Source organism: Glaciimonas sp. CA11.2 (genome assembly GCF_034314045.1).
GTDB lineage: Bacteria > Pseudomonadota > Gammaproteobacteria > Burkholderiales > Burkholderiaceae_D > Glaciimonas.
This window is the reverse complement of the sequence record NZ_JAVIWL010000001.1, coordinates 903,928-919,011: the sequence shown is the minus strand read 5'-3', so window position 1 is coordinate 919,011 and position 15,084 is coordinate 903,928. Positions and strand designations below refer to the sequence as shown.

The 15,084-nt window shown below is 49.4% G+C and carries 10 protein-coding genes; 8 read left to right on the top strand and 2 right to left on the bottom strand.

Going from position 1 to position 15,084, the window contains the following annotated elements; genetic code table 11:
• Positions 1-36: 36 nt before the first annotated feature.
• A complete protein-coding gene (locus RGU75_RS03905; RefSeq protein ID WP_322233195.1) occupies positions 37-921 on the bottom strand; it encodes a hydroxymethylpyrimidine/phosphomethylpyrimidine kinase in 885 nt (294 codons plus the stop codon).
• Positions 922-1,034: 113 nt separating this feature from the next.
• Here RGU75_RS03905 and RGU75_RS03900 point away from each other — a divergent pair, with 113 nt between their 5' ends.
• The 6 genes from RGU75_RS03900 to RGU75_RS03875 all read left to right on the top strand — a co-directional run bounded on the left by RGU75_RS03900 (position 1,035) and on the right by RGU75_RS03875 (position 11,872).
• Positions 1,035-1,187: a rubredoxin gene (locus RGU75_RS03900; RefSeq protein WP_322240208.1), complete on the top strand. Its 153-nt coding sequence runs from the start codon at positions 1,035-1,037 to the stop codon at positions 1,185-1,187.
• A gap of 247 nt (positions 1,188-1,434) precedes the next feature.
• On the top strand, positions 1,435-1,905 hold the full coding sequence (locus RGU75_RS03895; protein ID WP_322233193.1) for a response regulator: 471 nt from the start codon (positions 1,435-1,437) through the stop codon (positions 1,903-1,905).
• An 18-nt stretch (positions 1,906-1,923) separates the two neighbouring features.
• Positions 1,924-2,289, top strand: coding sequence for a response regulator transcription factor (locus tag RGU75_RS03890; RefSeq protein WP_322233191.1), 366 nt, complete (start codon positions 1,924-1,926; stop codon positions 2,287-2,289).
• Between the two features lie 16 nt (positions 2,290-2,305).
• Entirely contained in the window at positions 2,306-2,944 is a 639-nt protein-coding gene (locus RGU75_RS03885) for a chemotaxis protein CheW (RefSeq protein ID WP_322233189.1), read from the top strand.
• A 95-nt stretch (positions 2,945-3,039) separates the two neighbouring features.
• Complete coding sequence (locus tag RGU75_RS03880; RefSeq protein WP_322233187.1) at positions 3,040-5,424, top strand: methyl-accepting chemotaxis protein; 2,385 nt, start codon at positions 3,040-3,042, stop codon at positions 5,422-5,424.
• A 214-nt stretch (positions 5,425-5,638) separates the two neighbouring features.
• Complete coding sequence (locus tag RGU75_RS03875; protein WP_322233185.1) at positions 5,639-11,872, top strand: Hpt domain-containing protein; 6,234 nt, start codon at positions 5,639-5,641, stop codon at positions 11,870-11,872.
• A 247-nt stretch (positions 11,873-12,119) separates the two neighbouring features.
• On the opposite strand, the gene RGU75_RS03870 is transcribed toward RGU75_RS03875, so the two are convergent.
• Complete coding sequence (locus tag RGU75_RS03870; protein WP_322233183.1) at positions 12,120-13,610, bottom strand: deoxyribodipyrimidine photo-lyase; 1,491 nt, start codon at positions 13,608-13,610, stop codon at positions 12,120-12,122.
• Between the two features lie 283 nt (positions 13,611-13,893).
• Between RGU75_RS03870 and RGU75_RS03865 the strand changes: the two genes are divergently transcribed.
• Together RGU75_RS03865 and ruvX are read left to right on the top strand one after the other, a co-directional pair.
• On the top strand, positions 13,894-14,469 hold the full coding sequence (locus RGU75_RS03865; RefSeq protein ID WP_416186848.1) for a YqgE/AlgH family protein: 576 nt from the start codon (positions 13,894-13,896) through the stop codon (positions 14,467-14,469).
• Between the two features lie 72 nt (positions 14,470-14,541).
• Positions 14,542-14,928: a Holliday junction resolvase RuvX gene (gene ruvX / locus RGU75_RS03860; RefSeq protein ID WP_322233179.1), complete on the top strand. Its 387-nt coding sequence runs from the start codon at positions 14,542-14,544 to the stop codon at positions 14,926-14,928.
• Positions 14,929-15,084: the final 156 nt, after the last annotated feature.

Below are 15,084 nucleotides of genomic sequence, written 5' to 3'. Positions count from 1 at the left end.
AAAAAATGAACAGTCAGGCAATGCAGCCCAACTACATCAAGAGACTATTGGTGGATTTTGTTCTTTCTCGTCGCTTTGTTGGCTTTCCTCTTCCGCAAGTCCATCCAAAACATCTTCTCGGGCCCAGAAAAAACGGTCGGGGACCAATTTTCCCATACCGAGTCGTTGGCCGGCCATGACCGCAGCGAGGGTGAACTCTTGTGCTTCGGAGACCGCTTCGGGAACATCAAGCCCGTTTGCCAGCATTGCAGCAATGGCAGCGGAGAGCGTAGTGCCAGCACCGCTAAACGAGCCAGAGACGCGCGGCCAGCTATCTTGCCGCAGTATCCCGGTATCGTTAAACAGCGTATTGCTGATTTCTGCTGCTGTCCCGGGTGTTCCGGTGACGAACAGGTATTCGCATCCCAGTTCGATGATGTGCATTGCATCGACAGTCGATAGATCCTGTGTCGACGGTTCGCGCCAGGTTTCGGCTAGTCGCGATAATTCGACGGCCGACAAGACCATTACCGTGCTTTGCGGGATCAATAGTTCGCGCATCGCGGTCAGAAGATCTTCGCTATCCTGACCTTGATCAGGCATCGCCGTCAGGAACGGATCGAGAATTAAAGGAATGTCAGGGTAATCGGAGACGATCTCTGCGATCACGGAGACACTTTCAATACTGCCGATTGCGCCAACCTTAAAGGCGGCCACCGGCATATCTTCGAGTAAAACGCGGGCTTGATCAGCGACCCAATCGGCGTCAATCTGCTGCGTATCTTCGATACGTGCAGTGTCACCGATTAAAATCGAGGTAATAACCGATAATCCATGGCAACCCATGGAAGAAAATGTGGCAAGATCTGCCTGAATTCCAGCGGCGCCGACTGGATCAGCAACACCGAATGTCAATATAAGAGGAGAAGTTTGGTTTTGCACGGCTGTTAGATTAAGATATCCGACTTTACATTTTACTTGATTGAAGGGTTTCCGCCGTGAGCAATACCAACGAAACATCGAACGAAGCGTCAAAACCAGCATATAAAACCTGGATGTGTCTGATTTGCGGCTGGATTTACGACGAAGAGCAGGGATTGCCGGAAGAGGGAATCGCTGCCGGAACGCTGTGGGATGACGTGCCTATGAACTGGACTTGTCCGGAATGTGGTGCGCGAAAGGAAGATTTTGAAATGGTAGCAATGTAATTTTAGCAATTTAGTTGTTAGTTGCAATTTGATCCCATCTGAATGAAATGTCATGCAGATTAAACCGCGTAATTAATCTGTGTAAATAGCAGATTAATCGCAACTCAATGATCAAAAGTGACAGATTTTTCTGTAGTAAACTCAAAAAAAACCGTCAAATTTGGCGGTGCGTCGAAATGTTGTTCTAAAGTTTCTTGAACTTTGTTACAGTGATTTGGTAAATCAAATTGATCTGGACAAAAACTTCATGACACAACCCATTGGCATCGCAAGCCTGAAGGTTATGGTGATTGACGATAGCAGCACTATTCGTCGTTCCGCCGAGATTTTTTTAAATTTGGCGGGTTATCAAGTGATCCTCGCAGAGGATGGTTTTGATGCCCTTGCCAAAATTAACGACCATAAGCCCGCCCTTATTTTTTGTGATATTTTGATGCCCCGACTGGATGGGTATCAAACCTGTGCGCTTATCAAAAAGAGTGCCAGATTTCATGCAACGCCAGTGGTGATGTTGTCTTCAAAAGACGGCTTATTCGATCGTGCCAGAGGCGCGATGGTGGGTGCCGACGAGTATCTGACCAAGCCTTTCACCAAAGATAGTCTGCTAAAGACTGTCCACCACTACACACAGCATCTTCAGGAAGCGAATCAGGCATTCGCTTCTACGACGTCCCCTGTTATGCCAGCTGAAACAGCGCTGGTACCTATTCCGACATAATTGAAGTAAAGGTTGAGCATGGCCATTCAAAAGGTTTTGGTTGTTGACGACTCTCCTACAGAGCGTTATTTTTTGACAGATATTCTGGCAAGAGGCGGTTACTCCGTCTCGACCTCTGAGAGTGGCGACGGCGTTATCAGCAAAATCAAGGCCGACAAACCGGACTTGATTTTGATGGATATTGTGATGCCCGGTCAAAACGGATTTCAGGTCACACGTTCCATTTCACGCGATCCGGAGTTGCAAGATATTCCCATCATCATCTGTAGCAGTAAGGGCCTGGAGACAGATCGGATTTGGGGCTTGCGCCAAGGTGCGCGTGATTATCTGGTGAAGCCGATTAATCCGCAGGAGTTGCTGGCTAAAATCGCAGCACTCGGCTAATTCCAGGCGCTATTCAATGAGCCAATCAGAAGCTGATCCGCATATACCGTATTTGGCTGTCCCTCCTCCGCGCAAATTCGGCACTGACGCGGATGCGCGGCGTAGTCGTCTACGTGAATTTCAATCGCATTTACTCGAACGGATGGAAGCTGCACGCAGCGGTGTCAAGGTCCACCATAACCAATTAGGTTTATTAATCGGGCAACAACGCTGGCTACTTAGCCTGGAAGAAGCGGGTGAAATTGTCGCTGTTGACCGCATCACCAAAGTACCGTTGACGCAGGATTGGTATCTCGGTCTGACAAATATCCGCGGTACCTTAATAAGCGTTATCGATTTTGCACGCTATCAAGGGCAGGCCATCACGGTCATCGACAAAGATACGAGGATTGTCGCATTTGCCAATGCACTAGCATTTAACAGCGGTTTATTGGTAAGTCGAGTTCTCGGCTTACGCAATATCGATGAAATGGTCTTGCAACCGATTTCCCAGGATGTCGACGGGATTGGAGTTGAAGCCGCCGGTAGGGCTGATCCAGTTAATAGTGTGAAGGCAAGTGCCGCACAGTATTTGGATAGTGAGTCGCAGCTCTGGACTGAACTCAAATTGACGCAGGTACTAAGTAGCCCACGATTTTTACACATTGGTAGATGAAATCAGGGAAATAGAGGCCAGTTTATCGACGTCAGCAGTTGACGTAATAGTGGTGACATCGGGCAGCATCGAATTGGCAATTAGGAGATTCAGCAATGGCATTTAAACTACCGTTCCTATTCAAGACGGCGAAAGAAGAACAGATTAATGGCGGCAATTTTTTTCGACAAGAGTCGGGACCCGCAGGGATAGCATCGCTTGCCGCAGTCGGCGAGCATGGCGCAACGTCGAACAAAAGCCAGGCACCCCTGATGATGCGGGGCCATGAAGCATCATCGCTCAACGCCTCGGCAGTATTTCCATCATCGGAATTTATAGACGCAACTAGTTCAGTGGAGTCATCTGGTGCATCTGGTGCAGCAAGTCAGCCCTTCAGATCGTATCAAGACAAGCCATTACCACTGATCGGCAAGTTGCCGCAACAGCAGCAAGTTCGTACCCTATTGGCCATAATGGGTGCCGGCCTCGTGCTGACGATTGTCTTCCTGTGGTTGAGTACCAGAAGTGACACGCTAATTGCGACGCAGACCCAAATTGCAGGCGATGCGTTGATGCATTCCCAGCGGATTGGTAAAGCGACGCCGAATGCTATTCAGGGTAATACAGAAGCGTTTAAGCAGTTGTCCGATAGCCGCAAAGAACTTAATCAAGATTTGGTTTTACTGACTACCGGTGGGGTGTACAAAGGAAGCGAAATTCCTGCGCCGAGCCCACGAATGGCTTCTGCAGCCGCGGATGTGGAGAAAGTTTGGTTGAACACCGATAAGGCAGCTGAGACTATCTTAAAGCACCAAAAAGAATTGTCAGGCTTTGGCGTAATCTTACAAAAGCTAAACGGGATTTCGCCTGTATTGCTGGATTTGTCGGAGCAAATTGCCGCGATGAAGACGGAAGGCAGAGCAACACCGCGCGAAATTTCCGCAGCCTCACAACTGGTAATGCTGACGCAGCGTCTAGGGCGCAGCGCCAATGAATTTCTGACTTCTCAGGGGGTTAATCCTGAAACTGCATTTTTGCTTGGCAAGGATACCAACACCTTTCGCGACATCGTTAGTGGGTTTTTGAATGGTAGCGCCATATTGCGTTTGCCCGCTTCCAAAAATGAAGAAGAGCGCCAAAAATTAGCTGAGTTAGAAAACAGCTTTGCTGAATACCAGGTCGCCGTCACCGCTATTTTGGCGAACATACAGAACTTTGTATCGACTAAGCAATCCGAAGAATTGATCTTTACCGAAAACGAACTGTTAAAGCAGCGCCTGAGTACCTTGCAAGATAGTTATCGTAATGCACAGGATGAACTTAGCCTTCCATTTTGGCTGATGCTGGCATCGGCGTTGCTCGCCCTATTGGCTGCGGCCGGAATCGCGTGGGTCCAATTACAGGACGGACACCGTCGAACGCACGACGCAGACATGCGTCGACTTGAAGCCGAAGATCAGCGCTTAATGGCTATTCAGCATGAACTGGATACCAGCAACTTGAACGACCAGAATCAGGCAGCTATTTTACGTTTAATGAACGAGTTGCAAGAGGTAGCGGACGGTGATTTGACGGTGCAAGCGACAGTCTCTGAAGACATAACCGGGGCTATTGCGGATTCCGTGAACTACACAGTTGAAGAGTTGCGCGGACTGGTTGGTCGTGTCACCGCGACTGCACGACAAGTAACGACAGCGTCAGATCAGGCGCAAAGCATTTCGACCGAATTGTTAGAGGCATCCCAAACACAGGCGCGCGAGATCAAGGAAGCTACGCTAGCGGTGTTGGCAATGGCAACACAGATTACGGATGTATCCAAATCCGCGAGCGCGTCCGTTGATGTGGCACGGCAATCGGTAAGTGCGGCAGAAGAGGGTTCAAAAGCCGTTGAAAACGCCATTACCGGCATGAATGAAATTCGTGAGCAGATTCAGGAAACCTCAAAGCGGATTAAGCGTCTTGGAGAATCTTCACAAGAGATTGGTGAAATCACTGAGCTTATCGCTGATATTACGGAGCAGACCAATGTGCTGGCATTGAATGCAGCGATTCAGGCTGCATCCGCTGGTGAGGCGGGTCGTGGCTTTTCGGTGGTGGCTGAAGAAGTCCAGCGCCTGGCAGAGCGCTCCGGTGCGGCAACCAAGCAGATTGGCGCGCTGGTACGCACCATTCAAACCGATACGCACGATGCCGTGGTCGCGATGGAAAAGTCGACACAGGGCGTGGTCGAAGGAGCAAAGCTATCCGATGCCGCTGGCGCTGCACTGTCAGACATTCGTGGCGTGTCGAACCTGTTGGCCGAATTGATTCAAAATATTTCGTTGGCAACTGAGCAGCAGGCAAACTCGGCAAATGGTGTCGCTTCCAACATTCAGAATATTCTTACGGTGACCGAAAAAACACGGGAAGGAACTAGTCAGACTGCGTCGTCTATTCGTGAGTTGTCTAAACTTGCAGAAGATTTGAAAAGTTCGGTATCGCGCTTCCGCGTCACCAACTAACAACACCTTTATTGATTCGATTGCAGCGTGGCTATCTTTCCTGGTAACGGAATTGAGAGACTGGCGATAAAGTTAGTCTCTATAGTCTGAATGTTAAATTGCAAAATTTGAAAAAATATCACTCACACTTTTTACGTTCAATAAGATCAAGTCACCTGAATCAGGTCAACCCGTGGGATGACCGTATTGATTCCTTAGAACTGATGAGGCAGTCATGAGCACAGATTTTCACGGGCCCGCTACAGTGTCACAAATACAGCCAATGCAACCAATGCAATTAGATACCGGCCCGTTGTCTTGGGTGATGAGCGAAATTCGCGTAGCACTTGGACAATCACTCCAGGCTTTACAGTACTCATTGGCGGTAAGTGATGACCTTTCGGCAACCGACGTTGTTGAGACACCAGTTGTGGGTGGCGTTGTGCCCCCGTACGATCAAACTACTGCGCTGCAATATGCCAAGACATATTTGCATCAGGCGCACGGTGCGTTGCAAATGGTGGATATAGACGGTGTCACAGTGATTACTGACGCCGTTGAAAATCTACTTGAATATGCGCAAACTGAGCAATGTATTGGTCGGACAGCGCTAACCGTTGAAAACGTGCAGAGTATTCAATCTGCTTATCAGGCATTGATCGAATATCTGGAAGAACTATTGGCTGGGGCGATGCACCAGCCTGTGAAATTGTTCCCCTATTACAAAGCACTACTAGAAATTCGCGGCGCTGATCGGATTCATCCTGCAGACTTGTTTTTCCCTGATTTGACGACTCGTCCGCAGTTCGACATGATCGAGAGTTCTACCAGCTTCGGAGCGAGCCCGTTGCTTGGACAATTGAGCGATCAGGTGATCGACCAGTCGGTCGACTACAGCCCATTGCGCAAACGTTTTGAAATGGCCCTCTTGCCATTTTTAAAAAGTGCCGATAGCACCGTTGAGTGTACCAATGCGGCGATTATGCAGGCTGTTATTGCTGATATTTCTCTTGTGCAAAAAAATCATCAGGTAAGGGCTTTCTGGTGGGTATTGCAAGGGTTTGCCGATGGCGTGGCGAATGCGCAAATTGCAAACGAGTTGTTCGTTAAGCAGTTATTTGCCCGCATCAATTTACAGCTACGTCGTTTAAGTCAGGGCTCATCAAGTATCTCGGAACGTCTTTTACGCGATGCATTATTTTTTATCTCCAGAATAGATGCTCCATCAGCACTAAACGCACAGATTCGTAGCACTTATCGGCTGGATGGACTCGTTCCATCGGATTTTTCTTTGCATCGGTATGGTCAGGTTGATTTGGCAGCTTTGCGTGCGGCCAAAGAACATTTAACGCGGGCTAAACAAATGTGGGATTGTCTCGCCGCTGGTGAGCCCGATCTTCACCAGGAGTTTGAGCAAGAAATGCTTGGGTTGAGCGCTGTTGGCAGTAAGTTAAACGCGCCATCTCTCGCTAAGTTATTGCGAGAGTTAAGCGGTATTGCGCGTCATGCCACCTTGGCCAGACAGGGTGATCCAATCGGTTTGGAGATAGCGACGAGTTTACTATTTATCGAATACTCCCTTAGCTGTATTAACCGTTTGCCGGTGAATTTTTCGGAAAGTGCCGATGCCATGACGGCACACTTATTATCAGTGATGTCAGATGAGCCACCCGCTGAACCGATGCCTTGGTTGGATGATATCTATCGGGACGCGCAACAAAAAAAAATAGTCAAGGTGCTAGTTGGCGAGATGCTAGTTAGCTTGCGCCATGTCGAAAAGTTACTCGACGAATATTTTGTAATGCCAACCAAGCGCGAAGTATTAACTCAGATCGACTATGTCTTACATCAGATCGAAGGGGCGCTTGCTATACAAGAGAAGTCAGAGGCGGCAGCCGTGGTTGCGCATACGCGCGTCGCACTTCAACAGCTTTTTGACGCGGGAGAGGATGTGGCTGAGCCAGCACAGGAGGAGTTTGAGCGCATTGCACAAAACATCGGCGCGCTCAGTTTCTATCTTGAGGCAGTGCAGCACCAAGCCGATAAGTCTGACTTCACGGATGCCTTCGGTTCGCAAACTATACGCTTAAGTTTCGATCCGCAACGCAGTGTATTTCGCGTGAATTTATTAGAGCGCCACACTGCGGTGCACTTGCCACAGAGTGGAGCGATGCCGCATTCAGTTGCCTCGATCTCCACCATTACAATATCGCCTATAGAAACCTCGTTTGAGAAATTAGAACAGACCGATGTTTTTACGGAAAAATCTGGCGACAGCAGTCAGTCAATATCGTCGTCATTCTTGGAAGCGCTACCATCGTTGTCTTTTCTTGATGTGCCGACTGTAGAAGTCGAGTTGTTGCAACATCAGACCCAATCTGTAGAGTTGGCGCGGTCACTGGCGGCAAACCCAGAGAATGCCGCTCTGCACGGGCAGCTAAAAGACGCGTTAGTGCAATTGCGGGTCGACGCAGCCCTAAGTGACGATCATGCGGCTGTCGAACGAGCTCAAGCTGCGATTAAGATTCTCAACGACCAATATTTTCCCGCATCACAGCAGTCGCTTACTGAGATTATTGCTGTGATTGTGCCACATCATAATGTCGAAAATTTTCCAGAAATGGATTTGGATGCGCCGTCTCAGATCAGTGAAGAAGAGGCCGACGCCGAGCTTCTCGATATTTTTCTATCAGAAGCAGAGGAAGTGCTGGATACCGTTCAGCAGACTATTCCGCTAGCACGCTCAGCACCTGTTACGCAAGAATACCTCATCGTATTGCGGCGGGCTTTTCACACATTAAAGGGCAGCAGCCGGATGATTGGCATGAATGCATTTGGGGATGCATCGTGGGGTGTTGAGCAAGTGCTGAATTTATGGCTCACCGAAGCAAGATCCGGTACGCCCGATTTATATGCGTTGCTTGACCATGCGGTAGTCTTCCTCGACGACTGGGTAAAAGAAGTTTACGCAGATGGAGGCTCAACCCGTACCTCACAAATACTCATCGAATATGCACAACAAGTACGCGATGGAAAAACATTTTTGTTGGTCGAGTCGGCTACGACGCCAATTAAATCAGGCAACGCGGTATTCCGAGACATTGATTTATCACTTTCGTCGGGTCTGGAGAATATTGCTTTAACTGATAATGCAGAGACGGTACCCTTTTCTTTTGATAGCTTTAATACTGAATCAGAAACACACGAGGCAACATATCAGTCGAGACAGGTTGAACCGATTGACCAGAGCAAACTCTCCCGCGGAACCGTGTCGAGTATTCATTCCGATTTTCACGATTCCGGAGCAGAGATCTTTAGTTTTCCGGGTTTGCCCGAGACGCGACAAGATGACAGCATTAAAAAAATTGGCGAGTTGTCGATCAGTCTTCCACTGTATAACATTTACTTGTCGGAGACGGACCAGTTGGTGCGCCTGTTAGCGCACGACTTTTCTGAATGGCGTCACGAACCAGAACGGCCAGTGGCTGTGCAATCCATCTACGCCGCGCATTCGTTGGCGGGAAGCTCTGCGACCGTTGGCTTTAAACCATTACATAACGTTGCGCATGCGCTAGAAATGGTTTTGCAGAGGATGGCCTTGCAGCCAAGCCTCGTGCGCGAGCAAGAATTCGACATTATTGAATTGACGATCACGCGTGCCAAATGGATGTTGCAGCAATTTGCACAAAGCGAAATGCCGTATTACGAACCTGCCTTGGTAAGCGCGCTTGAGGCTTTACGTCATGGGCCGCAAGTGCAGATTGACGATCTCGCTGATGAGACGATTATTCAACCGGATGTTTATTCCGAGTATCAGCGACTTCACTCTTCAGAAAGCGCAGCTATCGTCAGGCCACATCAACAATCGCCAATGATTAACCGACGACCGCCCATATCTGCGCCGTTACAGGCGATCGATGCCGAGCCCGACGTTGATCCCTCTTTGATTTTACGTGACGAGATTGATGTTGATTTGCTGCCTGTATTTTTGGAAGAAGGGCGCGATATTCTTCCGCAAATAGAAAGTGCATTACGAAGTTGGCAGAGTGCTGCTCTGCATGGCGACGATGGAAATTCTGATCGTAATAGCGGCATTCATAGCCACGCTCTCACTGCCATTCCGGTAGAAACCGTGCAAGCTATTTTGCGGCACTTGCACACCATTAAAGGCAGCGCCCGCATGGCAGGCGCGATGGTGCTCGGTCAGCACATGCACGAGATGGAAAGTCATATTGAGGCAACGTTACACAGCCCCACCCCATCGCCGCATGTGATCGATGAATTACTGGCGCACTATGATCACGGCGTCCAGATGTTCGAAGACTTGCAACGTCCAAGCCCAATTTCTTCTGCTCAACAAGCTCCCCAACAAACTCTACAACAAGCGACAACACAGGCGATAAGTGGAAGTGTATTGGACGACGCGAAGGCATTCAATCCGACGGATGTGATGTCAACGTCGGTTGGTGCCACGAACCTAACGTCGGCGAATGCTGTTCACGGTAGCGCACCAGCGCCATGGCTAGCAACGGTTCCTGGCGTTGCCGCAGGGACGCAGGTGCGCGTCAATGCCGACGTGTTAGACCGCTTGGTGAATCAGGCTGGTGAAGTGTCGATTGCCCGCTCTCGGATGGAATCTGGCGTGGGTTCGCTCCAACAATCCTTGGTGGAGTTGACCGAAAATGTCGACCGCTTGCGCAATCAGTTACGTGAAATTGAAATGCAAGCAGAAACGCAGATCTCGTCGCGGATGACATTGGCAGGTGAGCGCGAATTTGATCCGCTCGAGTTTGATCGCTTTACGCGTCTGCAAGAATTAACCAGGATGATGGCCGAGAGCGTCAATGATGTGTCGTCTCTACAAAAAAGCCTGACCAAGACGGTAGAAAGCACTAATGCAGACCTTATTATGCAGGCACGTCTGACGCGTGATTTGCAACAAGATTTGATGCATGTGCGGATGGTGCAGTTTGCCAGTGTCGCCGAGCGATTATATCGATTGACGCGCCAGGTATCGAAAGAAATCGACAAACGTGTGAATTTGGATATTCGCGGTAGCACGGTGGAAATTGATCGTAGCGTTCTAGAAAAAATGGTCGGACCTTTTGAGCATTTGCTGCGTAATGCGATCGTTCACGGCATTGAATCACGTGAAGGTCGTCGCGCCGCCGGTAAGAACGATGTTGGCCAATTGAAAATTGAAATTCGTCAGAATGGTAACGAGATATTGATTCAGCTGTCTGATGACGGCCAAGGTTTGCAATTAGGCCACATCCGCGACAAGGCTGAGGCACTTGGCTTGTTGGACAGCGGGCAGCAACTCTCTGACGGTGAGTTAAATGATTTTATTTTCCGGTCAGGATTTTCTACCGTTACTGAAGTGACTAAACTTGCAGGTCGTGGAATTGGTATGGATGTTGTGCGCTCTGAAGCCGCAGCGCTCGGTGGCCGTGTTGCAGTCTCCAGTGAAGCCGGCAAGGGAACGCATTTTACGATTCATTTACCGCTTACGCTTGCTGTGACGCAAGTAGTCATTTTTTCGACCGGCAGCAATACTTATGCAGTACCGTCGGCCTTGGTAGAGCAAGTGCAACACTTGAAAGCAACAGCGTTGGCGAGTGCCTACAATGACGGCACAGTATTGTGGCAGGACCAATACGTTCCGCTACATTACTTGTCGGCGTTGTTGGGGGAGCATCAGGTGACGCCGATAACCCAGCAATACTCGCCAATTATTCTTTTGCGCAGCGGTAACGATCGGGTGGCAATCCACGTGGACGCTATCATTGGTAACCGAGAAGTGGTCGTCAAAAATATCGGTCCGCAATTGTCGCGCATGATCGGTATCGTCGGTGCGACGGTTCTCGGGTCAGGTGACATTGTATTAATTTTGAACCCTGTGCCAGTGGCGTTGCGGTTGGCCCAGCAATTGCGCTCACCGCTTAAAGTAAAAAGTAACGAGTCAAATATGGCGGAGATTAGCCAATACGTTAATGAAGAGTTAGTCAATCCTGGTCAGGTGATTGGTGCGGTCGCCAGCATCGTCGCACCCAATCAACCGGCCGTACCTGTGCAGGGTCTCCGAACGCAAAAAATTGTTATGGTAGTCGACGATTCGCTAACCGTACGTCGCGTCACGCAGCGCTTGTTATCGCGCGAAGGGTATCAGGTGGTATTAGCAAAAGACGGTATCGATGCCCTGCAACAATTACAGGCAGTCACGCCCGACGTCATGCTCGTAGATATTGAAATGCCACATATGGATGGCTTTGATCTGACACGTAACATCCGCAACGATGATCGGACTCGCCATATTCCCATCATCATGATTACGTCGCGCACAGCCGCAAAACATCGAACTTACGCAATGGAATTAGGTGTCAATGAATACTTCGGAAAACCATTTCAGGAGGACGCGTTGTTGGCTGCGATTAGTGCATTTGTAAAAAAAGAAATAGCAATAATGTGATTTGGTGTGATTTGGTGTGGTTTGCTGTGATAGCAGATCAAGCTGACAACCGGAGCGTCAAGTTGGGGGTGTCCGGCAAGGGACGCCCGCCTTATAGTTCCAGGACTCAGGAGTCCTTCCAGGTTGTCACGCAATTTCACTTGTCTAAGTATTGGTTAGCGCTAAAAATCTACGTTAGCGCGTGTTGATGGAACTTCCTGATTCGTATCGGATGGCGTGCCGAAACGCGAATGAAGCCAGGTCATGTTTATTCTTCCGTGACCTTCTTGACCACTGCGTAACGCGCCAGTGTCTGTTTACGTGCTTCATCATGTTGGATCAAAGGTCTTGGGTAGTCGACGCCCAGCTTAATTCCTGCGTCGGCCAGCGTGTCAGCGTCGGCCAGCCATGGAGCATGGATGGCTTTGTTGCTGAGTTTGGCCAATTGGGGAAGATAGCGGCGGATAAACTTGCCTTCACTATCAAATTTTTCCGATTGGGTAATCGGATTAAATATGCGGAAATAAGGTTGGGCGTCACAGCCCGATGATGCTGCCCATTGCCAGCCGCCATTGTTGGCCGACAGATCGAAGTCATTTAGTTGCGCAGCAAAGTACGCCTCGCCCCAACGCCAGTCGATACCAAGGTCTTTGATTAAAAATGACGCCACTACCATTCGCAGACGGTTGTGCATATAACCCGTTTGATTGATTTGCAGCATGGCGGCATCAACCAAGGGATAGCCAGTGCGGCCATCGCACCATGCCTGAAAAGCGGCCTCCGCAGGAGCGCCGGTCTCCCATTGAATCGCATCGTAATCCGGTTTGAAGGCGCGTTGGGCGACATGCGGATGGTGATGCAGGATCATAAAATAAAAGTCGCGCCACACCAACTCCGATAGCCATACCGAAGCACCGCTTCCTTCGATTCCTTGTCGCATCGCCTGATAGGCATTCCGAGCCAGTGTGCGGATAGAAATGGTCCCAAATCGTAAATGGACGGATAAATAGGACGGCCCCTTCACAGCCGGAAAGTTGCGCGTCGTGTCATATCCGCCAATGCGCGGCATGAAGTCTTCGAGCAATTCTTCTGCGCCGGCGATGCCGGTAGGAATTTTCAGCTCACTTAAATTGGTCTGAGTAAAGCCCAATTCTGACAACGAAGGGATCGGTACTGCATTCTCTGGCGGTATGGTTGCCAATCGGGATGCATAGGACGAAATCGGATAGGGCTTGAGGAAGAACTCACCGTCCGCCGCGGCAAGTCGTTTCATCCATGCATTTTTGTACGGTGTAAATACCGAAAAAGGTTTGGCGGAGAGCGACAATATTTCATCGGTTTCAAAAATCACCTGATCTTTGTAACTGTGCCAGATGCAACCATTTTTGGCCAAAGTGGCTTTAACTGCGTTGTCGCGCGTAACCGCCTGTGGCTCATAATCACGATTGGTGAATACTGCGTTGACGTCAAGTTCGCTTGCTAAAGACGAAATTTCTGGCAATGCCGAGCCATGTCGGACGATCAAACCACCACCCAATTTTCGTAACGCTGTGTCTAAAGCCATGATACTGGCATGAATAAATTCAACCCGGCGGTCGGCGGTCAGCCCTGCCTCGCGTAGCGGTTGCAGAATATCGGTGTCAAATACAAATACACAAAAGACGGCGCGACTATTCTTTAATGCATGATGCAACGCGGCATTGTCGAATACGCGCAAATCGCGACGAAACCAGACTAGGGACTTGTCAAATTGGGGCATATTGATGGGTGATGGGAAAAGAAACGGGTGGACATCGAACCATTGCTAAAAGTCATTATTTCGAGAAAATTATCTTAGCAAGTCAGATTCTGGGCAAATGAGACTACTTTACGCGAGGTCAGCAGCTATTCAAAGCAGGATAGTCACATTTAAAAATGATAAAATGCAGATTATGGCTAAGCTACTAAACCCCTACGAAACATTCTGGCAGCCCGACCACGCGGTAACTTCTTCCTCTGAGGAAGCAACGGCGCTTGACCTGACTAATCATTTTTTGATTGCCATGCCCACGATGCAAGATCCCGTGTTTGGCGGCAGTGTCGTCTACCTGTGCGAGCATAACGCCAACGGCGCACTTGGGGTGGTGATTAACAAGCCCACCGATATGACAATGGACGTATTGTTTGACCGAATCGAACTGACGCTCGAAATCGCGCCGCAGCATACGCATGCCGTTGCGTACTCCGATAGCATTAGCAAGTTTGGCGACAGCATGTCTACTTGCCCAGTCATGTTTGGCGGTCCGGTACAAGTTGAGCGTGGCTTTGTGCTGCACTCTCCGCTCAATACCTATTCTTCGACGCTCAAAGTCACCGATCAGATTGCGATGACGACCTCCAAAGACGTACTGGAAGCGGTTGCGCATGGCAACGGTCCTGCACAAATCCTGGTCAGCCTGGGTTGCTCTGGTTGGGAAGCTGGCCAACTTGAAGAGGAAATTGCGCGCAATGGCTGGCTGACCGTCGCGGCAGATCCTACTATTATTTTTGATTTACCGATTGAACAGCGGTTTTTGGCAGCCCTGAAACTACTTGGTATCGATCCTCATATGCTGACAGGGGAATCTGGCCGTGCTTGAGTTGATGTCAGGCCGGCTGAATATTGCATTTCGACCTGGATTTAAGGTTGCAATGACCGCGGCGGTGCGCTAGTGGAAACGATCCTGGGCTTTGATTTTGGTCTTAAACGCGTTGGCGTAGCAGTTGGTAATACCATGATGAAGCAGGCGCAACCGTTATCCATCATCAGCGCTATCAGCAACGATGGCAAGTTTGAAGAAATAGCTGTTTTAATGCGCGAGTGGCAACCGGCCCGTTGCATTGTCGGATTGCCTTTGCACCCAGACGGCGCAGATCATGAGATGACTGTGCGCTGCCGCCGGTTTGCCAACCAGTTACACGGGCGCTATGGCGTCGCCATCGTACTAGTCGACGAGCGTTATTCGTCGGCCGTGATTGCGCACCAGCGCGGCGAGTTGATTGACGATCGCGCAGCGGCGATCATCTTGCAACAATACTTTGATGAGTTGAGTGAATGAGCTGTGCGCGCAAGGTTGAATCGGGGCGCGCATCCCACACTCAATGGCGGCGAACCTTAATGAGATTTATTTAATAAAACTAATTTAATAATAAACTTTAATAAAAAAACTTAAAAAAAACTTAACCAGACTGATTACTTATAAAAAAGATAAATT

Bases quoted from the DNA above. Each gene is read 5' to 3' on its own strand.
- RGU75_RS03900 (WP_322240208.1), top strand. From the start codon at position 1,035: ATGTGTCTGATTTGCGGCTGGATTTACGACGAAGAGCAGGGATTGCCG.
- RGU75_RS03895 (WP_322233193.1), top strand. From the start codon at position 1,435: ATGACACAACCCATTGGCATCGCAAGCCTGAAGGTTATGGTGATTGAC.
- RGU75_RS03890 (WP_322233191.1), top strand. From the start codon at position 1,924: ATGGCCATTCAAAAGGTTTTGGTTGTTGACGACTCTCCTACAGAGCGT.
- RGU75_RS03885 (WP_322233189.1), top strand. From the start codon at position 2,306: ATGAGCCAATCAGAAGCTGATCCGCATATACCGTATTTGGCTGTCCCT.
- RGU75_RS03880 (WP_322233187.1), top strand. From the start codon at position 3,040: ATGGCATTTAAACTACCGTTCCTATTCAAGACGGCGAAAGAAGAACAG.
- RGU75_RS03875 (WP_322233185.1), top strand. From the start codon at position 5,639: ATGAGCACAGATTTTCACGGGCCCGCTACAGTGTCACAAATACAGCCA.
- RGU75_RS03870 (WP_322233183.1), bottom strand. From the start codon at position 13,610: ATGCCCCAATTTGACAAGTCCCTAGTCTGGTTTCGTCGCGATTTGCGC.
- RGU75_RS03865 (WP_416186848.1), top strand. From the start codon at position 13,894: ATGCCCACGATGCAAGATCCCGTGTTTGGCGGCAGTGTCGTCTACCTG.